The sequence below is a fragment of the Streptomyces sp. NPDC047853 genome (genome assembly GCF_043204535.1).
Classification (GTDB): Bacteria; Actinomycetota; Actinomycetes; order Streptomycetales; family Streptomycetaceae; genus Streptomyces.
Window position 1 is genome coordinate 1 of record NZ_JBIDCI010000010.1, and the last position, 20,309, is coordinate 20,309.

16 protein-coding genes are annotated in these 20,309 nt (G+C 74.0%); 4 read left to right on the plus strand and 12 right to left on the minus strand.

Annotated elements, in window-relative coordinates; translation table 11 throughout:
* Positions 1–132: 132 nt before the first annotated feature.
* Positions 133–1,536 carry an NAD(P)/FAD-dependent oxidoreductase gene (locus ACGF5T_RS19625; protein ID WP_366769413.1) on the minus strand — a complete coding sequence of 468 codons (1,404 nt, stop codon included), beginning with the start codon at positions 1,534–1,536 and terminating at the stop codon, positions 133–135.
* 320 nt (positions 1,537–1,856) lie between these two features.
* Positions 1,857–2,780, minus strand: a complete 924-nt coding sequence (locus ACGF5T_RS19630) for a TIGR01777 family oxidoreductase (RefSeq protein ID WP_366769412.1) — start codon at positions 2,778–2,780, stop codon at positions 1,857–1,859.
* A 71-nt stretch (positions 2,781–2,851) separates the two neighbouring features.
* On the opposite strand from ACGF5T_RS19630, the gene ACGF5T_RS19635 reads away from it, so the two are divergent.
* Positions 2,852–3,358: a GNAT family N-acetyltransferase gene (locus ACGF5T_RS19635; RefSeq protein ID WP_356610639.1), complete on the plus strand. Its 507-nt coding sequence runs from the start codon at positions 2,852–2,854 to the stop codon at positions 3,356–3,358.
* Here the strand turns inward: ACGF5T_RS19635 and ACGF5T_RS19640 are convergent.
* Positions 3,348–4,532: a MarP family serine protease gene (locus ACGF5T_RS19640; protein ID WP_356610638.1), complete on the minus strand. Its 1,185-nt coding sequence runs from the start codon at positions 4,530–4,532 to the stop codon at positions 3,348–3,350. The two genes, ACGF5T_RS19635 and ACGF5T_RS19640, sit on opposite strands and share 11 nt — an antisense overlap.
* 203 nt (positions 4,533–4,735) lie before the next feature.
* Here ACGF5T_RS19640 and ACGF5T_RS19645 point away from each other — a divergent pair, with 203 nt between their 5' ends.
* Positions 4,736–5,599, plus strand: coding sequence for a peptidoglycan recognition protein (locus ACGF5T_RS19645; RefSeq protein WP_392888593.1), 864 nt, complete (start codon positions 4,736–4,738; stop codon positions 5,597–5,599).
* Between the two features lie 99 nt (positions 5,600–5,698).
* Here ACGF5T_RS19645 and ACGF5T_RS19650 read toward each other — a convergent pair whose 3' ends face one another.
* The 7 genes from ACGF5T_RS19650 to ACGF5T_RS19680 all read right to left on the minus strand — a co-directional run bounded on the left by ACGF5T_RS19650 (position 5,699) and on the right by ACGF5T_RS19680 (position 16,402).
* Positions 5,699–6,220: a DUF4240 domain-containing protein gene (locus tag ACGF5T_RS19650; RefSeq protein WP_356610686.1), complete on the minus strand. Its 522-nt coding sequence runs from the start codon at positions 6,218–6,220 to the stop codon at positions 5,699–5,701.
* A 56-nt stretch (positions 6,221–6,276) separates the two neighbouring features.
* Positions 6,277–7,278, minus strand: coding sequence for a WYL domain-containing protein (locus ACGF5T_RS19655; protein WP_361011558.1), 1,002 nt, complete (start codon positions 7,276–7,278; stop codon positions 6,277–6,279).
* 70 nt (positions 7,279–7,348) lie between these two features.
* Positions 7,349–10,051: a pyruvate dehydrogenase (acetyl-transferring), homodimeric type gene (gene aceE / locus ACGF5T_RS19660; protein WP_356610635.1), complete on the minus strand. Its 2,703-nt coding sequence runs from the start codon at positions 10,049–10,051 to the stop codon at positions 7,349–7,351.
* Between the two features lie 404 nt (positions 10,052–10,455).
* A complete protein-coding gene (locus tag ACGF5T_RS19665; protein ID WP_356610634.1) occupies positions 10,456–11,079 on the minus strand; it encodes a GntR family transcriptional regulator in 624 nt (207 codons plus the stop codon).
* 208 nt (positions 11,080–11,287) lie between these two features.
* Positions 11,288–13,111, minus strand: a complete 1,824-nt coding sequence (gene sucB, locus ACGF5T_RS19670) for a 2-oxoglutarate dehydrogenase, E2 component, dihydrolipoamide succinyltransferase (protein WP_366767883.1) — start codon at positions 13,109–13,111, stop codon at positions 11,288–11,290.
* A gap of 64 nt (positions 13,112–13,175) precedes the next feature.
* The gene (gene lpdA, locus ACGF5T_RS19675; RefSeq protein ID WP_361011567.1) at positions 13,176–14,564 is read right to left on the minus strand and encodes a dihydrolipoyl dehydrogenase; all 1,389 of its coding nucleotides are present in this window, start codon (positions 14,562–14,564) and stop codon (positions 13,176–13,178) included.
* Positions 14,565–14,863: 299 nt separating this feature from the next.
* Complete coding sequence (locus tag ACGF5T_RS19680) at positions 14,864–16,402, minus strand: leucyl aminopeptidase (protein WP_361011570.1); 1,539 nt, start codon at positions 16,400–16,402, stop codon at positions 14,864–14,866.
* Positions 16,403–16,651: 249 nt separating this feature from the next.
* Between ACGF5T_RS19680 and ACGF5T_RS19685 the strand changes: the two genes are divergently transcribed.
* Positions 16,652–17,434 carry an endo alpha-1,4 polygalactosaminidase gene (locus ACGF5T_RS19685; RefSeq protein WP_356610630.1) on the plus strand — a complete coding sequence of 261 codons (783 nt, stop codon included), beginning with the start codon at positions 16,652–16,654 and terminating at the stop codon, positions 17,432–17,434.
* 19 nt (positions 17,435–17,453) lie between these two features.
* Here ACGF5T_RS19685 and ACGF5T_RS19690 read toward each other — a convergent pair whose 3' ends face one another.
* Positions 17,454–18,239 (minus strand): adenosylcobinamide-GDP ribazoletransferase, encoded by a 786-nt coding sequence (locus tag ACGF5T_RS19690; protein ID WP_361011573.1) that lies wholly within the window; start codon positions 18,237–18,239, stop codon positions 17,454–17,456.
* Positions 18,240–18,299: 60 nt separating this feature from the next.
* On the opposite strand from ACGF5T_RS19690, the gene ACGF5T_RS19695 reads away from it, so the two are divergent.
* Positions 18,300–19,052: a hypothetical protein gene (locus ACGF5T_RS19695; RefSeq protein ID WP_361011576.1), complete on the plus strand. Its 753-nt coding sequence runs from the start codon at positions 18,300–18,302 to the stop codon at positions 19,050–19,052.
* Between the two features lie 67 nt (positions 19,053–19,119).
* Here ACGF5T_RS19695 and cobT read toward each other — a convergent pair whose 3' ends face one another.
* On the minus strand, positions 19,120–20,217 hold the full coding sequence (gene cobT / locus ACGF5T_RS19700) for a nicotinate-nucleotide--dimethylbenzimidazole phosphoribosyltransferase (RefSeq protein WP_361011578.1): 1,098 nt from the start codon (positions 20,215–20,217) through the stop codon (positions 19,120–19,122).
* Positions 20,218–20,309: the final 92 nt, after the last annotated feature.

A 20,309-nucleotide genomic window follows, 5' to 3' on the forward strand; every position in this document is an offset into this window, starting at 1 on the left:
ATCCACACCGAACCCGGAAGGCCCTCACCCGTTCAAGATCCCTCAGCCGAGACCTGGCTCACCTGTCCACAACCTCCCCGGACAGAACAGCTAGCGGACCGCCGCTGGGGTGGCGGTCCGCCCGGTGGGGCCCTACGCGGCGCGGGCCGTCGGCAACGGCTCCGCCGCGTGCATCGGCCGCCCGGCCCCCAGGTCCGTCAGGATCGCCGAGGAGGCCCGGTGGCCGGAGTGCAGGGCCCCCTGGACGGAGCTGGTGTCGCGGTGGTCGCCGCACACGTACAGGCCGGCCAGCAGCCGCACCGGCCTGCGCGGGTCGTGCGGTGGGCGCATCGCGGGGACCGCCTCCGGCGTGTGGTGGACGGCGAGGGTCTCCCAGCGGGTGGTCGAGGTGCCGTAGAGGCGGGAGAGGTGGATGCGTACGGCCGTGTCGACGTCGGGCGGCAGCGGCCCGAGGACCGTCGACGAGACGAGGGCGCGCCCCGCCGGCGCGCGGGACGGGTCCACGTGGCTGGAGACGGCCGTGTGGGCGACCGGCCCGCCGCGGTCCGCGTCGAGCAGGAGGGAGGCGCCGGTCGTCGGCGGTTCGTCCGTCGTGTGGTGCACCACCGTCACGGGGTGGAAGGCCGGCACCCGCAGGCCGGGCAGCAGCTCGCCCGCGGCGCGGGCGTCGGTCGCCACCAGGACGGCCCGGCAGCGGATGACGCCGTGCTCGGCGGTGGTCACGGCGTTGGTGGCGACCGAGGTGACCCGGACGCCGGTGTGCACCGTGCCCGGCGGCAGGGCCCGCGCCAGCAGCTCCGGCAGCGCCTCCGCGCCGCCCTCGGGCAGCGCGAGCCGTCCGGCGGCGAAGGAGCGCAGGGCGAGGTCGGCGCACCGGCTGGACGTGGTCAGGTCCGGGTCGCACAGCAGGGCGGCGAGCAGCGGGCGCAGGAAGCCGTCGATCGTCCGGGGCGGCAGCCCGCGGACCGCCAGCGCCCGGGCCGCGGACAGTTCCGGGCGGGCCAGCAGCCGTTCGGCGGGCGTGCTCGCGAGGCGGGTCAGCGCGGCGCCGAGCCTGGCCTGGTCGACGGTGGTGCCGAGGGGGGCGCCCACGCGGGCGCGGGGCACCGGTGCGGAGCGCCCGGGGGCCCCGGCCGCCGAGACCGGGCGCCGGGGCGCGGGAATCGAGCGGGGGGCGCTCGCCAGGGCGCGCACGGCGTGGAGTGCGCTCCTCGCGCTCCGTGTGCCCGCCGGGGCGCCCGCGCGGTGGCGGCGGCCCTCGCTGTGCAGCAGGACCCCGGGGTCGAAGGGCCGCAGTGCGAGGCCGTCCAGTCCGGGGGTGCGGCGCAGTTCGGGATACGCGGTGGACAGCAACGGTCCGATTCTGTCGAGCCGGAAACCGTCGACCTTCTCCGTCGCCATCCGACCGCCCACCGTATGGGCGGCCTCCAGGACCGTGGTCGTCACTCCTGCGCTGGTCAGCCGATGCGCCGCGGCGAGGCCGGCGATTCCGGCCCCCACGACGACGACGTCCGCCTGGTACGCGGGCTCAAGCACGTGCCCCTCCTCGAGGTTGCGCGGCCGCTGGAGACGTCATGCCCCCAACCGCCTTGAGGGATACCCGAGTTCGCTTCGAGGTTAGGGCCCGCCGTGGTCGGAGGGAGTCGCACGGGGGCAGGGCACGGTCGCACGGCGGTCGCATGAGGGCGCCGTACGGTCGGCATACGCCGTCGTCCGGTCGGAACGCGACGCTCACGCGGTCGCCGAGGGGCGGGCGCGACGCGGCGGCGCGCGCCCGCCAGGCGTGCGAGGGGACGGCGCCCGTGAAGACCGGCGGCATGCGGCCCGCGGATCGCCGTGCCGCCCCGCACCTCACCTCACAGCGCGGCCCTGATCGCCCCGTCGATCTCCGGGAAGGCGAAGCGGAAGCCCGATTCCAGCAGCCGGGCCGGGAGGACCCGGGCGCTGCCCAGGACGTCGCCGGACATCTCGCCGAGCGCCGCGCGCAGGACCGGCGCGGGCACCGCGAAGGGCGCCGGGCGGTGCAGTACGCGCCCCATGGCCGCGGTGATCTCACGGTTCGTCAGCGGCTGCGGGGCGGTCAGGTTGAAGGGCCCGGACAGGTCGTCGCGGTCCATGAGGTGCCGGATCGCCGCCACCTCGTCGTGCAGCGCCACGAAGGACCAGTACTGGGACCCGTCGCCCAGCCGCCCGCCGAGCCCCGCCCGGAACAGCGGGAAGAGCCGGCCCCAGGCGCCGCCCTGCCGGGACACGACCAGCCCGGTCCGGACGAGGACCGTCCGCACGCCCGCGTGCCGGGCGGGAGCCGCGGCGGCCTCCCACTCGACGCACACGGAGGGCAGGAACCCCTCTCCCGCGGGCGCGCTCTCGTCGACGGGCCGGTCGCCGGTCTCGCCGTAGAAACCGATCGCGCTGCCGTTCACGAAGACCCGCGGCGGCCGGTCCAGCGCGGCGAGGGCCTCCGCGAGCGCCGTCGTGCCGTGCACCCGGCTGCTGCGGATACGGGTCTTGTACGTGTCGGTCCAGCGGCGGTCGCCCACCCCGGCCCCGGCCAGATTGACCACGGCGTCGCACCCTTCGAGCCCGGCCGCGTCCACGCGTCCGCCCTCCGGGTCCCACCGGACCTCGTCCGCGCCCCGGGGCGCGTGCCGCACCAGGCGCACCACCTCGTGCCCGTCCGCGGCCAGCGACCGCGCCACCGCGCCGCCGATGAGGCCGGACGCGCCGGCCACCACGACACGCGAGCGTCGCCGCTCCCCGTCCCTGCGTCCACCGTCCATGCGCCCATCCTGCACCGACGCCCGGGAAAGCGCTGGACCGGGCGGTGCGCCCGCGTCGTACAGTGACCGTCATGCCCGCTCCGCACATACGCCAGGCCAGGTCCGAGGACGAGCAGACGCTGCGTCGCCTCGACCGGGAGACCTGGTCCTACCAGCACGCCGTCTCGCCCCCGCCGGGACCTGACGACCCGTTCTTCCGGGACACCTCGGGCCCCGCCGACCACCTGGTCGCCGAACTCGACGGCGCCGTCGTGGGCTACGTCCGCCTCGGCTTCCCCACCCCGCTGGCCTCCAACGCCCACGTGCGCCAGATCCGCGGCCTGGCCGTCGCCGACGCGGCCCGCGGCCAGGGCGTCGGCCGTGCCCTGGTCCGAGCGGCCGTCGAGGAGGCCCGGCGGCTGGGCGCCCGGCGCATCACCCTGCGCGTCCTCGGCCACAACACCGCCGCCCGCAGGCTCTACGAGTCCGGGGGCTTCGCCGTCGAGGGCGTGCAGCCCGAGGAGTTCTTCCTCGACGGCCGGTACGTCGACGACATCCTGATGGGACAGTCGTTCACCATGCCGGGCGCTACGACCTGACGGGCTCGCCCGTGTCCACCGCCGCCGTCGCGCCGGCCCCGCGCCGCGCCTCGTCGGCCACCTCGTCCGCCGTCAGCACGTAACCGGTCCGGGCGTCGGAGGTGGAGCGGGCGAAGACCACGCCGTACACCCGGCCGTCGGTGGTCAGCAGCGGCCCGCCGGAGTTGCCCGGGCGGACGGTGGAGCGCACGGAGTAGATCTCGCGGGTGACGTTGGCGTCGCTGTGGATGTTCTGCCCGGTCGCCCGGGTCCGGTTCGCCACCGTCGCCGCCCGCAGATCGAGGTCGCCGTCCTGCGGATAGCCCGCGACCACCGCCGCATCGCCGCGTCCGGCGTCGCCGTCGAACCGCAGGACGGGCGCCGACAGGTCCGGGACGTACAGCACGGCCACGTCCTTGTCCGGGTCGAACAGCACCACCCGCGCCTCGTACGAAGGCCCCACCCCGCCGATCCGCACGGTCGGGTCGTCGATGCCGGCCACCACGTGGGCGTTGGTCATCACGCGTTCCGGCGCGTAGACGAAACCGCTGCCCTCCCGGCCCTGGGAGCCGGCGACGCCCTCGACCTTCACCGTGCTGCGCCGGGCCGCCTCGGTGGCGGCCGGGGTCACGCTGTCACCGGAGGGCTCGGCGACCTCGGCGGTCGACTCGTTCTCGAAGGGGTTGAAGACCTGCGGGAACCCCGCCTCGGTCAGCGCGGACGTCGCCCCGGAGAACCACGCCGGGGTGGTGTCCGGCATCACCCGCTGCACCGAGCCCAGCACCGTCGAGTCGCGGATCGCCGAGGTCAGCAGCGAGGACGAGGACGCCGCCAGGACGCTCGCGGCCACCCACGCCACGATCAGCGCGGCCGCCGCGTTGGCCACCGCCCCGCCGACCCCGTCGGCCGCCCTGAGCGGCCCCGCGTCCAGCTCCCGGCGCAGCCGCAGCGCGGGCCGTCCCGCCAGCTCGTGCCCGGCCACCGCCGGCAGCAGCACCGTGAGCACCGCGGTCACCGTCGCCGCCGTGGACCGGGGGGCCACCAGCTCCATCACCCACGGCAGGAGCCACACGCCGATCACCGCGCCGCCCACGAAGCCGGCCAGCGAGACACAGCCGGCCACCAGCCCGCGGCGGTAGCCGGACGCCGCGTAGGCCAGTGCCACCAGCACCAGCAGGATGTCGAGCAGGTCCACACGAGCCGCCTTTCCGTCCGGAACCCCTGCGGCCCGGGTCCCTCAGTACGTGCCCGGCCGGCCCGGTGATCAGCCCGGGGCCCGGACCGTCCGGGAACCGGCCACCCAGCAGTCCCGGACCGCCCGGGAACCGGCGACCGAGCAGGTACGGGTGGGTGCGGTAGTGAGGGCGATCGACCGGAAGAACGTCCCGGACCGGGGCGATGGTTCCACCGGGTGGCACAGCCCACGTCGCGGCCGGACCCGATCCGCCGGACAGTGGGACCATGCGTGTCTTCCGAGGACCGCGCGAGGCCCGGCGACGGCGTGCGGCCCGCATACCGGCCCCGGCCCGGGCGTTGCTCGGGTGTCTGCCCGGCCTGGCCGCCGTCGCCGCGCTGGCGCTGTGCGCGAACGGCGTGGAGCGCTCCGCCTCGGCCCAGGCCCGGCCGGCCGCCGCCGACCGGCACTCCGCGCCCCGGCCGCCCATCGTGCCCCGGTCCGCCTGGCTCGGCGACGCCGCCCGCACCCAGCCGCCCCCGCGCTACGACGACGAGATCCTCGCGGTCTTCGTCCACCACACCGACACCCCGAACGGCTACGACTGCGCCGACGTGCCGGACATCCTCCGCGGTGTCTACTCGGGGCAGACCGGCGGCCGGGACTGGGACGACATCGGCTACAACTTCGTCGTGGACCGCTGCGGCACCATCTACGAGGGCCGGGCCGGCGGCATCACCCGCCCCGTCACCGGCGCCCACACCCAGGGCTTCAACCACCGCACCACCGGCATCGCCGCCCTCGGCACCTTCACCGCGGGGGTGCCCGTGCCCGACGCGCTGAGCGACGCGATCGCCGCGCTCGCCGCCTGGAAACTCGGCCCCACCGACACCGACCCGCGCGCGGAGGTCACCCTGGTCTCCAGCAACGGCCTCAGCCGGTACGCCGCCGGCGCCACCGCCACCCTGCCCGCCGTCGCGGGGCACGACGAGGGCTACCAGACCAGCTGCCCCGGCGCGGCCCTCACCGCCCGCCTGCCCGACATCAGGGACCGGGCGGCGCGGCTCCAGGGGCGCCCGTCCGGCTGACCCCTCGGGGGCCGCACAGCGCCGAGGCCCGCCGCGACCCGGGCCGGGCCGTACGGGGACGCCGGCCGGCGCCGTGGCGGGTGGGCGGACGGGGACGCGTCAGTCCCGGCCGAACCGCTCCCACAGGCGCGGCAGACGCTCGGCGACGGCCCGGTCGTCCTCCAGGTCGACCGGGGTGCCCAGCGGCTCCGCCGGCGCGGGCGCGATGCCCAGGTCGGGGGCGACGGTACCGGTGAGCTGCTCGTAGGCCTCGTCGGCCGCGTAGCCCAGCTCCTCGCCGTCGCCGTCCAGTTCCTCGTCGAAGTCGTCCAGCAGTTCGGCGAGCGCGTCGGGATCGTGCACCGCGCCCTCGTACACCTCGCGGCCCTGGCCGATCAGCCAGCAGCGGAAGTAGTCGAAGGCGTCGTCGCTCGCGCCGCCGAGCAGCACCCAGGCGGCACCCCACAGGTCCCAGGTGCAGGCGCGGTTGTAGCGGGCCTCGAAGTGGCGGGCGAAGTCGAGCACCAGGTCCGGGTCCATCCCGAGGAGCCGGTCCACGAGCAGGTCGGCCTGGTCCTCGGGGTCGCCGTCGGCGCCCTGCCGGGTGGCGTCGATCAGCTCCCAGAACTCCGTCTCGTCCATCACGGGTCCAGCATCGACCCTTCGGGGACGGGACGCACGTGGAGTGCGGCGGATCGTTATGTCCCGGCCGGGCCTGCGTCGGCGTACAGGCCGGCCAGCCGTCGCGCGTCCCGGGCGAAGCGGTCCCGCAGCGTCCGGGGAGCGAGCACCTCCGCCTCCGGCCCGAGCCCCGCCAGCTGGGTGTGCGCGACCTCCTCGGACTCCACCGGCAGCGTCACCGTGACCCGGCCGTCCGCGTCCGGCTCGTCCGCCGCCTCCAGCGCCTCCCGGGCGATCGGCGCGTCGACGACGTGCGGCAGCGCCCGCACGCCCTGCTCCGACAGCCGCACCACGACCTGGGCCCGCAGGATCGACCGCGCGAACTGCTCGGCCCGCTCCGCCCAGAACGCGGGCAGGTCGAAGCCGTCGTCCCGCGTGAAGCGTTCCTCGCCCGCCTCCACCGCCGTGAACCGGTCGACGCGGTACACGCGGAAGGCGCCGCCGCCGTCGGCCCGCGCCACCCTCGCGCACAGGTACCAGACGCCCGCCTTCAGCACGAGCCCGTACGGCTCCAGCTCCCGTACGACCTCCTCCCGCCCGCGCCGGTAGCGCGCGGTGACGGGCCGGTCGTCCCAGACGGCGTCCGCCACCACCGGCAGCAGTTCGGGCGTCCGGGGTTCCCGGAACCAGTTCGGTGCGTCCAGGTGGAAGCGCTGCGCCGCCGTGCGGGAGGCGTCCCGCAGGGACGGCAGCAGTGCCGCCGACACCTTCAGGCGGGCCGCCGACGCCGCGTCCTCCAGCCCCATCTCGCGCAAGGCCCCCGGCACCCCGGACAGGAACAGCGCCTCGGCCTCACCCCGGGCCAGCCCGGTCAGCCGGGTGCGGTAGCCGCCGATCAGCCGGTAACCCCCGGCCCGCCCCCGCTCCGCGTACACCGGCACCCCCGCCTCCGACAGCGCCTGCGCGTCCCGCGTGACCGTGCGCTCCGAGACCTCCAGCTCCCGGGCCAGCTCGGCGGCGGTCATGGCCGGGCGGGACTGGAGGAGCAGCACCATCTTGATGAGGCGGGCAGCGCGCATCCCCCCATCATGCAGGAGGCCCCCCGCCGCGGCGGGGGGCCTCCTGTGTCCGCTGTTCCTGCAGGTGTTCCTACAGGCCGTAGCGCTCGCGCGCCTCCTTCACGGCCGTCGCCTTGACCTCGCCGCGCCGGGCGAGCTGGGCGAGGGACGCGACCACGATCGACTCGGCGTCGACACCGAAGTGGCGGCGGGCGGCCTCACGGGTGTCCGACAGGCCGAAGCCGTCGGCGCCCAGCGAGGACCAGTCCTGCTCGACCCACTGCGCGATCTGGTCCGGGACCTGGCGCATGTAGTCGGACACCGCGAGGACCGGGCCCTCGACGCCCTGGAGCGCCCGGCGGACGTACGGCACCCGCTCCTCGCCGCGCAGCAGGGCCGCGTCGGCGTCCAGCGCGTCGCGGCGCAGCTCCGTCCAGGAGGTCGCGGACCACACGTCGGAGGCCACACCCCACTCCTCGGCGAGCAGCTTCTGCGCCTTCAGCGCCCAGTGGATCGCCGTGCCGGAGCCCAGCAGCTGGATGCGCGGGGCGTTGGCGGCCGGGGTCAGGCCCGCCGACTCCGCCGTGTTGAAGCGGTACAGGCCCTTGACGATGCCCTCGTCCACGCCTGCGGCGGACGGCTTGGCCGGCTGCGGCATCGGCTCGTTGTAGACGGTCAGGTAGTAGAAGACGTCCTGGTCCTCGCCCGGGGCCGCCTCGCCGTACATCCGGCGCAGACCGTCCTTGACGATCGCCGCGACCTCGTAGGCGAAGGCCGGGTCGTACGTCAGCGCGGCCGGGTTGGTCGCCGCGATGGCCGGGGAGTGGCCGTCCGCGTGCTGGAGGCCCTCACCGGTCAGCGTGGTCCGGCCGGCGGTGGCGCCGACCAGGAAGCCGCGGCCGAGCTGGTCGCCGAGCTGCCACATCTGGTCGGCCGTGCGCTGCCAGCCGAACATCGAGTAGAAGATGTAGAACGGGATCATCGTCTCGCCGTGCGTCGCGTACGACGTCGAGGCGGCGATGAAGTCGGCCATCGAGCCGGCCTCGGTGATCCCCTCGTTGAGGATCTGGCCGTTCTTGGCCTCCTTGTAGTACATCAGCTGGTCGCGGTCGACCGGCTCGTACGTCTGGCCCTTGGGCGAGTAGATGCCCAGGGACGGGAAGAGGCTCTCCATGCCGAAGGTGCGCGCCTCGTCGGGGACGATCGGCACCCAGCGCTTGCCGGTCTCCTTGTCGCGGACCAGGTCCTTGACCAGGCGGACGAAGGCCATGGTGGTGGCCACGTTCTGCGAGCCGGAGCCCTTGTCGAAGGAGGCGAAGGCCTTCTCGGAGGGCGCGGGCAGCGGCGCGACCGGGTGGACGCGGCGGGCCGGGGCGGGACCGCCGAGGGCGGCGCGCCGCTCCTGGAGGTAGCGGACCTCGGGGGAGTCGGCGCCCGGGTGGCCGTAGGGGACCACGCCGTCGACGAAGTCGCTGTCCTTGATCGGCAGGCCGAGCAGGTCGCGCATGTCCTTGAACTCGTCCACCGAGAGCTTCTTCATCTGGTGGTTGGCGTTCTTGGACGCGAAGCCGGTGCCGAGGGTGTGGCCCTTGACCGTCTGGGCCAGGATCACGGTCGGCGCGCCCTTGTGGGCGAGCGCGGCGCGGTAGGCGGCGTAGACCTTGCGGGACTCGTGGCCGCCGCGCGAGTAGTGGAAACACTCGAGGATCTTGTCGTCGGACAGCAGCTTCGCCATCTCGACGAGCGCCGGGTCCTTGCCGAAGAAGTCCTCGCGGATGTAGGCGGCGTCGCGCGTCTGGTACGTCTGCACCTGCGCGTCGGGTACCTCGCGCAGCCGGCGTACCAGCGCGCCCGTGGTGTCGAGCTGGAACAGCTCGTCCCAGGCCGTGCCCCACAGCGACTTCACGACGTTCCAGCCGGCGCCGCGGAACTGGGCCTCCAGCTCCTGCACGATCTTGAAGTTGGCGCGGACCGGACCGTCGAGGCGCTGCAGGTTGCAGTTGATGACGAAGGTCAGGTTGTCCAGGCCCTCGCGGGAGGCGAGGGTCAGCGCGGTGGTGGACTCGGGCTCGTCCATCTCGCCGTCGCCGAGGAACGCCCACACGTGGGAGTCGGTCAGGTCCTTGATGCCGCGGCTGGTCAGGTAGCGGTTGAACCGCGCCTGGTAGATCGCGGAGATCGGGCCGAGGCCCATGGAGACGGTGGGGAACTCCCACAGCCAGGGCAGCCGGCGCGGGTGCGGGTAGGACGGCAGGCCCTTGCCGCCGGCCTCGCGGCGGAAGTTGTCGAGGTGCTCCTCGGACAGCCGGCCGTCGAGGAAGGCGCGGGCGTAGATGCCGGGGGAGGCGTGGCCCTGGACGTAGAGCTGGTCGCCGGAGCCGTCACCCTCCTTGCCCTTGAAGAAGTGGTTGAAGCCGGTCTCGTACAGCCAGGCCGCGGAGGCGAAGGTGGCGATGTGGCCGCCGACGCCGTACTTGCTGCCGCGGGTGACCATCGCCGCCGCGTTCCAGCGGTTCCAGGCGGTGATCCGCTGCTCCAGGTCCTCGTCGCCGTCCACGGTGGGCTCGTCGGCGGTCGGGATGGAGTTGACGTAGTCCGTCTCCAGGAGCTTCGGCAGGGCGAGGCCGGCGCCCTCGGCGCGCTCCAGTGTGCGGCGCATCAGGTACGCGGCACGGTGCGGCCCGGCCGCCTGGGTGACGGCGTCCAGGGAGGCCTGCCATTCGGCGGTCTCCTCCGGGTCGCGGTCCGGGAGCTGGTCGAGCTCGCTCGGCTGGATGGCTTTGGGGTCGGTCATGTCGCCGCCTTCCTCAGTCGAAGGGGGTTCCCTCATCGTCAAGGGTTCGGGGGTGCCCTAGGTCTTTGGCAGGACAGGGCTTGGGCTCGGGTGGAAGCCCGTCGGAGACTGTAACTCCCTGATCGATGATCGATCAAAGGGTTGAGGGCCAAAACCTCTTGATCACGAGAAAGTCGGCACGGGGTGCCTCCGGCGGTGGCACGGGGTGACCATGAAACCGGCGGTTTGTGCAGGTGAGCGCGGTGCGGCTCGGGTGGTTCGGTGCGTTGGCGTCCGCCGGTGCGTCGTGGCCGTTCGCGCAGTTCCCCGCGCCCCTTCAGGATCGCTGGGGACTGCGCGGACCGGGGGATCCGGGGGCGTAGCCCCCAGGGACGGGCAGGGAAGGGGCGGCGGGGGCGAAGGAACTAGGCGCGGGGGGCGCAGCCCAGGACGTGAGCCTTGACAATCTCCGGGATACGGGGATCGCGGCGGCGGAAGGCCGCGACCAGTTCCTCGTGCTCCTCCGCGTAGGACTGCTGCACCGTCCCCAGCCACCGTATCGACAGCGCCGTGAACACCTCGATGCCCAGGCCCTCCCAGGTGTGCAGCAGCACCGAGTTGCCGGCCGCCCGCACCAGCTCCCGGTGGAAGCCCACCGTGTGCCGCACCTGGGCGGTCCCGTCGGCGGCGCGGTCGGCCTCGTACAGGGCGGTGACGTGCGCCTCCAGCGCCGAGCAGTCCTCGGCGAGCCGGTCCGCCGCCAGCTCCGCGGCGATCGCCTCCAGACCGGCCCGGACCGGGTAGCTCTCCTCCAGGTCGGCGGCGGTCAGATTGCGCACCCGCACGCCCTTGTTCGGCGCCGACTCGATCAGCCGCAGCGACTCCAGCTCCCGCAGCGCCTCGCGCACCGGCGTCTGGCTGACCTCCAGCTCGGTGGCGATCCTGCGCTCCACGATCCGCTCGCCCGGCTGCCAGCGTCCGCTGATGATCCCTTCCAGGATGTGCTCGCGGATCTGTTCGCGCAGCGAGTGGACGACGGGCGCGGTCATGAGAGCTCCTTCGGGAGAGGGCCCCTGTGGCCCCCTGGGGCGACTGACGTTGAGAAACAATACGGCCGTCACCGCGAGCCGGCAGGGCGCACGGGGGCGCTTTCACGCAGGTGAGACGAGACTTACACGACGCGCGCGGCAGCACATGACGGTGCCCCCGCCCGGAGAGCTCCGGGCGGGGGCACCGAACAGACCCACTGGCCGAGGACTACAGGCCGAGCTCGACCTCGAACTCGCCCGCCTCCAGGATCGCCTTGACCGCCGTCAGGTAGCGGGCGGCGTCGGCGCCGTCCACCAGGCGGTGGTCGTAGGACAGGGTCAGGTACGTCATGTCGCGGACGCCGATGACCGGCCCGTCCTCCGTCTCGATGACGGCCGGACGCTTGACCGTGGCACCGATGCCCAGGATGGCGACCTGGTTCGGCGGCACGATGATCGTGTCGAACAGCGCGCCGCGCGAACCGGTGTTGCTGATGGTGAAGGTCGCGCCCGCCAGCTCGTCCGGGCTGATCTTGCTGGCCCGGACCTTGCCCGCCAGGTCGGCGGTCGCCTTGGCGATGCCGGCCAGGTTGAGGTCGCCGGCGTTCTTGATGACCGGGGTCATCAGGCCCTTCTCGGAGTCCACCGCGATACCGATGTTCTCGGCGTCGAAGTAGGTGATGGTCCCCTCGGCCTCGTTGATCCGGGCGTTGATCGGCGCGTGCGCCTTCAGCGCCTGGGCCGCGGCCTTGACGAAGAACGGCATCGGCGAGAGCTTGACGCCCTCACGCGCCGCGAACGCGTCCTTGGCACGGGCGCGCAGCTTCATCAGACGCGTGACGTCGACCTCGACGACCGACGACAGCTGGGCCTGCTCGTGCAGCGCCTTGACCATGTTGTCGCCGATGACCTTGCGGATGCGCGGCATCTTGACGGTCTGGCCGCGCAGCGGGGAGGCCTCCAGGGTGGGGGCCTTCTTCGCGGCAGGGCCTCCGGCAGTGACAGCGGCGGCGGCCGGAGCCGGAGCGGCGGCCTTCGCGGCCTCGGCGGCGGCGATGACGTCCTGCTTGCGGATGCGGCCGCCGACGCCGGTGCCCTTGACGGTGGACAGGTCCACGTCGTTCTCGGAGGCGAGCTTGCGCACCAGCGGGGTGACGTAGGCACCGTCGTCCACCGGCTGGGCGGCAGCCGGGGCGGCAGCCTGGGCCGGCGCGGGCGCCGGGGCGGCCGGGGCCGGGGCGGCCGGCTGCTGCGGAGCCGGGGCCGCGGGGGCCTGCGGAGCCGGAGCGGCCGGGGCCTGCTGGGCCGGAGCGGCCTGCTGCGGAGCCGGAGCCGGAGCCGGGGCCTGGGCGGGCTCGGGCTGCGCGGGGGCGGCCGGGGCCTCCTGGGCCGGAGCGGCCGCGGGGGCCGCGCCCGCCTCGCCGATGACGGCGAGCTTGGCGCCGACCTCGGCGGTCTCGTCCTCGCCGACCACGATCTCCAGCAGGGTGCCGGAGGCGGGGGCGGGGATCTCGGTGTCGACCTTGTCGGTGGACACCTCCAGTAGCGGCTCGTCGGCCTCGACCGAGTCGCCGACCGACTTCAGCCAGCGGGTGACGGTGCCTTCGGTGACGGACTCGCCGAGCGCGGGCAGGACCACGTCCGTGCCCTCGGCACCGCCGCCGCCCGCCGACGCGTCGGCGGAGGGGGCGGGCGCCGGGGCGGCCTGCTCGGTGGAGGGGGCGGCCGGGGCCGGCTCGGGGGCGGGCTCGGCGACCTGCTCGGCCTGCGGGGCCTGCTCGGCGGCCGGGGCCTCCTCGGCCGCCGGGGCGCCGGAACCGTCGTCGATCAGCGCCAGCTCGGCGCCGACCTCGACGGTCTCGTCCTCGGCGACCTTGATGGAGGACAGCACGCCGGAGGCGGGGGCCGGGATCTCGGTGTCGACCTTGTCGGTCGAGACCTCGAGCAGCGGCTCGTCGGCCTCGACGCGCTCACCCTCGGCCTTGAGCCAACGGGTGACGGTGCCCTCGGTGACGCTCTCGCCGAGCGCCGGAAGGGTTACGGAAACCGCCATGGTTTCGGTTGCTCCTTAACGAATTGCGGAAGTCTGTGTCGTCGCGCCCAGTGACCGGGGGAGGTCAGTCGTGGGAGTGCAGGGGCTTGCCGGCCAGAGCCAGGTGGGCCTCGCCCATCGCCTCGTTCTGCGTCGGGTGCGCGTGGATGAGCTGGGCCACCTCGGCGGGCAGCGCCTCCCAGTTGTAGATCAGCTGGGCTTCGCCGACCTGCTCACCCATGCGGTCGCCGACCATGTGGACGCCGACCACGGCACCGTCCTTGACCTGGACGAGCTTGATCTCGCCGGTGGTCTTGAGGATCTTGCTCTTGCCGTTGCCCGCCAGGTTGTACTTCAGGGCGACGACCTTGTCCGCGCCGTAGACCTCCTTGGCCTTGGCCTCGGTGATGCCGACGGAGGCGACCTCCGGGTGGCAGTACGTCACCCGCGGCACGCCGTCGTAGTCGACCGGGACGGTCTTCAGACCGGCGAGCCGCTCCGCCACCAGCATGCCCTCGGCGAAGCCGACGTGCGCGAGCTGGAGGGTCGGGACGAGGTCGCCGACGGCCGAGATCGTCGGGACGTTGGTCCGCATGTACTCGTCGACGAGGACGTAGCCGCGGTCCATGGCGACGCCGGCCTCCTCGTAGCCGAGGCCCTGCGAGACCGGGCCGCGGCCGATGGCGACGAGCAGGACCTCGGCCTCGAACTCCTTGCCGTCGGCCAGGGTGACCTTGACGCCGTCCTGGGTGTACTCGGCCTTCTCGAAGAAGGTGCCCAGGTTGAACTTGATGCCCCGCTTGCGGAAGGCGCGCTCCAGCAGCTTGGAGCTGTTCTCGTCCTCGACCGGCACGAGGTGCTTGAGGCCCTCGACGATCGTGACCTCGCTGCCGAAGGACTTCCACGCGGAGGCGAACTCGACGCCGATGACGCCGCCGCCCAGGACGATCGCGGACTTCGGCACGCGGTCGAGCTTCAGGGCGTGGTCGGACGAGATGATCCGGTCGCCGTCGATGTCCAGGCCGGGCAGCGACTTCGGCACGGAGCCGGTCGCCAGCAGCACGTGGCGGCCCTGGACCCGCTGACCGTTCACATCGACGGAGGTCGGCGAGGACAGCCGGCCCTCGCCCTCGATGTAGGTCACCTTGCGCGAGGCGATCAGACCCTGCAGGCCCTTGTACAGGCCCGAGATCACGTCGTCCTTGTACTTGTGGACGGCCGCCATGTCGATGCCCTCGAAGGTGGCCTTCACACCGAACTGCTCGCTCTCGCGGGCCTGGTCGGCGATCTCGCCCGCGTGCAGCAGGGCCTTCGTGGGGATGCAACCGTTGTGCAGGCAGGTACCGCCGACCTTGCCCTTCTCGATCAGGGCGACGTCCAGGCCCAGCTGCGCCCCGCGCAGGGCCGCGGCGTAACCACCGCTGCCACCGCCGAGGATCACTAGGTCGAAAACGGTGCTGGCGTCGTTCGCCACGTCACGTCCTCCATGCATGTGCGCCACGCCGGTCTCCAGTGACCGGTCGGCGGCTGGTGTCCGGCCGCTCATTGTTCTCGGCCCTTAGGTGGGGCCCTGTCCTGCCGAGCCCCATCTTCGCACTTGTAAGGGGCCGACGAGACGTGGGGCCGGTGTGTGAGACGTCGCACCTTTTCCTGTCACAAGGCCGACGGAGGCGTCCCGGGGGCGCGGGCCGTGCTCGTCCGCGGCTGTGCGGCGTGGGTGCGGCGGGCCGCGACGGGCCCGCCGCACCTCACCCGCGACCCCCGAGGGCGTCGCTAGCCGAGGTCGCCCGCGGCCGTCAGCTCGGCGACCCGCACCAGCGTCCGCACGGCCGTGCCGGTGCCGCCCTTGGGGGTGTACCCGAAGGGCCCGCCCTCGTTGAAGGCCGGACCCGCGATGTCCAGGTGCGCCCAGGTGATGCCCTCGCCGACGAACTCGCGCAGGAACAGACCGGCCACCAGGCCGCCGCCCATCCGCTCGCCCATGTTGGCGATGTCCGCGGTCGCCGAGTCCATGCCCTTGCGCAGGTGCTCCGGCAGCGGCATCGGCCAGGCCGGCTCGCCGACCTCCTCCGCCGCCTCGTGCACCGCGGCGCGGAACGCGTCGTCGTTCGCCATGATCCCGTACGTCCGGCTGCCCAGCGCCAGCATCATCGCGCCGGTCAGCGTCGCCACGTCGATGATCGCGTCCGGCTTCTCCTGCGAGGCCGCCCAGAGCGCGTCGGCGAGCACCAGCCGGCCCTCGGCGTCGGTGTTGAGCACTTCCACGGTCTTGCCGCTGTACATACGCAGCACGTCACCCGGGCGGGTGGCGGAGCCCGACGGCATGTTCTCGGCCAGCGCCAGCCAGCCGGTCACGTTGACCTCCAGGCCGAGGCGTGCGGCGGCGACGACCGCGGCGAACACGGCGGCGGCGCCGGCCATGTCGCACTTCATCGTCTCGTTGTGCCCGGCCGGCTTCAGCGAGATGCCGCCCGAGTCGTAGGTGATGCCCTTGCCGACGAAGGCGAGCGACTTCTTGGCCTTGGACGAGGTGTAGGACAGCTTCACCAGCCGCGGGCCGGCCGCGGAGCCGGCGCCGACGCCGAGGATGCCGCCGTAACCGCCCTTGGTGAGGGCCTTCTCGTCGAGCACCTGCACCTTGATGCCGTGCTCCTTCGCGGCGGCCTGGGCGACCGCCGCGAACGCCTCGGGGTCGAGGTCGTTCGGCGGGGTGTTGACCAGGTCGCGGGCGCGGTTCAGCTCCTGGGCGACGGCGGTGGCGCGCTCGATCGCGGCCTTGAACGCCTTGTCGCGGGGCTTGCCGCCGAGCAGCGTCGCCTCGGCCAGCGGTGCCTTGCCGTTCTTCGCCTTGGCGTCCTTGCCGGACTCCTTGTAGGCGTCGAAGAGGTACGCGCCGAGCAGCACGCCCTCACCGACGGCGCCGGCGTCGGCGGCCTCGGCGAGCGGCAGGGCGAAGGCGGCCTTCTTGGCGCCGGCCAGCGCGCGGGCGGCCACACCGGCGGCCCTGCGCAGCGCCTCGGCGTCGAACCCGGCGTCCTTCTCGGGCTCGGCGCCCAGGCCCACCGCCACCACGACGGGTGCCTTGAAGCCGGCCGGCGCGGGCAGCTTCGTCACCTCGCCCTCGGCGCCCGAGGCACCGAGGGTCTCCAGGACGCCGGCGAGCCGGCCGTCGTACGCCTTGTCCACGGCCTCGGCACCCGGTGCGACGACCAGGCCCTGGGACCCGGATGCCGCGCCCTTGGCGACACCGATCACGATCGCGTCGGCCCGCAGGCCGGGCACCGCGGCGGTGGAGAGAGTGAGAGCAGTCACGGTGGTGATTTCTCGCTTCCGTATGAAGTCTTGTATGGCCGAATGCGGGTGGGTCGACCGGGCCCGACAACCGACCCTAGATCCCTCCTGATTCGCGGTCTCCGCCCGGGCAGGCGAACACCGGGCACGAGCCTACGCTCGCGCCCGCCTCCGCTCCCTCCCGCGGGGCCGCCGTTTCCCGTGCCGCCCCCGGGGTGGGAGATCATTCCCGGGGTACGCCCCCGCCCACCCCACACCCTGGAGCACCCCGTGAGACGCCCGGTCCTGTCGACAGCCCTCCTCCTGCTGCTCGCGGGCTGTTCGTCGTCGCCCCCCGACGACGGGGAAGCCGCCGGCCACTGGCAGCCGCGGCCCGGCACCGCCTGGCAGTGGCAGCTCAGCGGCAGGCTCGACACGTCCGTCGACGTCCCGGTCTACGACATCGACGGCTTCGACCACCCCGCGTCCACCGTGGCCGCGCTGCACGAGGACGGGCGCAAGGTCATCTGCTACCTGTCCACCGGCGCCTGGGAGGACTTCCGGCCGGACGCCGACGCGTTCCCGGAGTCGGTGCTGGGCGAGGGCAACGGCTGGGAGGGCGAGCGCTGGCTGGACATCCGCGCGACGGACGTCCTGGAGCCGCTCATGGCCGAACGCCTCGACATGTGCCGCGAGAAGGGCTTCGACGCGGTCGAGCCGGACAACATGGACGGCTACCGCAACGAGACCGGCTTCCCGCTCACCGCCGACGACCAGCTGCGCTACAACCGGCTGATCGCCCGACTCGCCCACGACCGCGGCCTGGCCGTCGGCCTGAAGAACGACCTGGACCAGATCCCGGAACTGGTGGACGACTTCGACTTCGCGGTCAACGAGCAGTGCGCCCAGTACGGCGAGTGCGCCGACAACAAGCCGTTCATCGACGCGGACAAGGCCGTCTTCCACGTCGAGTACGAGCTGCCGACGGAACGCTTCTGCCCCGAGTCCCGCGCGCTGCGGCTCAGTTCGATGCGCAAGGAGTACGAGCTGGGGGCGGAGCGGGAGGCCTGCTGAGCCGCCCGCGCGGGTGGGGTCAGCCGAGGACCAGCACGACCAGCGAGGCCGTGGCCGCCGTCTCCGCGACCCCGCCGAAGACGTCGCCGGTGACGCCGCCGAACCTGCGGACGCAGTGCCGCAGCAGCAGTTCCGCCACGGCGACGGCGCACAGCACGGCGAGCGCCGTACGGACCGCGTCGTACGGCCCGCCGGACGCGCCCGCGACCGCACCGGCCGCGGTGACGACGGCGGTGACCGCCAGCGCGGCTCCCACCGGCACCACCCCGGCGACCGCCGCGCCCAGCCCCTCGGGGCGCGCGGCCGGCACCCCGGCCCGGGCGGCGAGCGTCAGCGCCAGCCGGGCGGCGGTCGCCGAGACCACGGCGGCGAGCGCCCCCCGGGTCCAGGAGCCGTCGTAGGCCTGCGCCAACGCGGCCACCTGGGCGAACAGCACGAACACCAGGGCGAGGACGCCGAACGGCCCGATGTCCGACTGCTTCATGATCCGCAACGCGTCCGCGGCGGGCTTCCCGCTGCCCAGCCCGTCCGCGGTGTCGGCCAGCCCGTCCAGGTGCAGCCCCCGCGTGAGCACGGCGGGCACGGCGGCCGTCGCGACCGCGGCGAGCAGGCTCCCCGCGCCCAGGAACAGCAGCAGGAGCCCGGCGGCCGCGGCGGCGACGCCGACGGCCAGCCCGGCCAGCGGCGCGCACAGCATGCCGCCGCGGGCGGCCTCGCGGTCCCAGCGGGTCACCTCGACCGGGAAGACGGTGAGCGTGCCGAAGGCGAAACGGAGACCGTCGGGGGAGGGGAGCGTCCTGGGCACCGGCGCAGACTACCCGGCGGTCACCAGGGCGTCGGCGACCCCTCGGGATAAAGTGCGCATATGGGAGATTGGTGGCAGCGCAACATCATCGAACCCGGCAAGCTGCCGCTGCTCCTCGCCCTGGGGGCCTTCGTCCTGACCTTCGTGATCACCCGGGTCGTCACCCGCCTCATCCGGGCCGGCAAGGGGCCGTTCGGCAACGTCCAGGCGGGCGGGGTGCACATCCACCACGTCGTCCCGGGGATCGTCCTCACCGTCATCGGCGGCTTCTGCGCGGTCGCGGGAGGCCGGCACGGGATCGGCTCCGCCCTGGCCGCGGTGGTCTTCGGTGTCGGAGCGGGGCTCGTGCTGGACGAGTTCGCGCTGATCCTGCACCTCGACGACGTGTACTGGACCGAGGCCGGCCGCAAGAGCGTGGAGGTCGTGGTGGTCACCGCGGCCCTGGTCGGGCTCGTGCTCGCCGGCTTCACGCCGTTCGGCGTCGACGGCCTCTCCCCGGACGAGAGACAGGACCGGGCCAACGTCATCGCGACCGTCGCCGGGAACTTCTTCTTCGCGCTCCTCGCCCTCGCCAAGGGCAAGGGGCGGCTCGCGATCTTCGGCGTGATCGTCCCCGTCGTCGCCCTGGTCGGCGCGGTCCGCCTGGCCCGGCCCGGCTCCCCCTGGGCCCGCCGCTTCTACGGGAGCCGTCCGCGCGCCCGCGCGAAGTCCCGGCTGCGCGCCTACCACCACGACCGCCGCTGGGCCGGCCCCAGCCGCGCCGTGCAGGACTGGATCGGGGGACGCCCGGACCCGGTGCCGGGCCGGCGGTGACGGCGCGGCACCGAGTCCGGGTGGCCCGACTGCCCCCGGGTGGCCCGCACACAGCCGGCCGTGAGCGTCAGTCCCGCTCCGTGTCCTCCGCCTTCTCCTCGGCGGAGTCCTCCGCCGCCTCCGGCCGCTCCGGCAGTTCCGCGGCCAGGGCCGCCGCGGCCTGGACCAGGGGGAGGGCCAACAGGCCGCCCGTGCCCTCGCCGACGGTCACGCCCTGGGACAGCAGCGGCTCCAGGGCCATCCGGTCCAGCGCCTTGGCCTGGCCCGGCTCCCCGCTGTCGTGCGCGGCCAGCCACCAGTCGGGGGCCCGGAAGGCGACCCGCTGGCCGACCAGCGCGCAGGCGGCCGTCACGACGCCGTCCAGGACGACCGGCACCTTGCGCACCGCGCTCTGCAGCAGGAAGCCCGTCATCGCCGTGAGGTCGGCGCCGCCCACCGTCGCGAGCAGCCGCAACTGGTCGCCGAGCACCGGCCGGGCGCGCCGCAGCGCGTCCCGGATCGCCGCGCACTTGCGCATCCAGGCCAGGTCGTCGATGGCCAGCCCGCCCCGCCCGGTGACCACCGACGCGTCGGTCCCGCACAGCGCGGCGACCAGCGCGCCCGCCGCCGTGGTCCCGCCCACGCTCAGGTCGCCGAGCACCACCAGGTCCGTACCGGAGTCGGCCTCCTCGTCGGCCACCGCCATCCCGGCCCGGAAGGCGGCCTCCGCCTCCTCGGCGGTCAGCGCGTCCTCGACGTCGATGCGCCCGCCGCCGCGCCGCACCCGATGCCGTACGACCTCGGCCGGGAGCGTCTCGGGGTCGCAGTCCAGGGCCATGTCCACCACCCGCACCGGCACGCCCAGCCGCCGGGCGAGCACCGACACGGGCCGGCCGCCCTCCAGGACCTCGCGCACCAGTTCACCCGCACCGCCCGCGGGCCGGGACGAGACGCCCAGCTCGGCGATCTTGTGGTCACCGGCGAAGAGCACCACCCGGGGCCGCTCGACCGGCCGCACCGGTACGGCCGACTGCGCCGCCGCCAGCCACTCGCCCAGGTCGTCCAGGCGGCCCAGCGATCCGGGCGGGACGACCTGACGCTCCCGGCGTGCCTCGGCGTCGCGGCGCACCCCGCCGTCGGGCCGCTCGATCAGATCGGTGAAGTCGTCGAGATTCAGCGAGCTCATTCGCCGAACAGTACCGGCCCCGGTCGAACACCACGGCGGGCCCGTCCGCACCGCGCCCGGGCGGCGTCGTTGCGCTCCGGAACGCGATCACC

Coding starts and splice junctions, on each gene's coding strand:
- ACGF5T_RS19695 (WP_361011576.1), top strand. CDS start 18,300: ATGGGAGATTGGTGGCAGCGCAACATCATCGAACCCGGCAAGCTGCCG.
- cobT (WP_361011578.1), bottom strand. CDS start 20,217: ATGAGCTCGCTGAATCTCGACGACTTCACCGATCTGATCGAGCGGCCC.
- ACGF5T_RS19645 (WP_392888593.1), top strand. CDS start 4,736: ATGGTTCCACCGGGTGGCACAGCCCACGTCGCGGCCGGACCCGATCCG.
- ACGF5T_RS19635 (WP_356610639.1), top strand. CDS start 2,852: ATGCCCGCTCCGCACATACGCCAGGCCAGGTCCGAGGACGAGCAGACG.
- ACGF5T_RS19655 (WP_361011558.1), bottom strand. CDS start 7,278: ATGCGCGCTGCCCGCCTCATCAAGATGGTGCTGCTCCTCCAGTCCCGC.
- ACGF5T_RS19665 (WP_356610634.1), bottom strand. CDS start 11,079: ATGACCGCGCCCGTCGTCCACTCGCTGCGCGAACAGATCCGCGAGCAC.
- aceE (WP_356610635.1), bottom strand. CDS start 10,051: ATGACCGACCCCAAAGCCATCCAGCCGAGCGAGCTCGACCAGCTCCCG.
- sucB (WP_366767883.1), bottom strand. CDS start 13,111: ATGGCGGTTTCCGTAACCCTTCCGGCGCTCGGCGAGAGCGTCACCGAG.
- ACGF5T_RS19650 (WP_356610686.1), bottom strand. CDS start 6,220: ATGGACGAGACGGAGTTCTGGGAGCTGATCGACGCCACCCGGCAGGGC.
- ACGF5T_RS19630 (WP_366769412.1), bottom strand. CDS start 2,780: ATGGACGGTGGACGCAGGGACGGGGAGCGGCGACGCTCGCGTGTCGTG.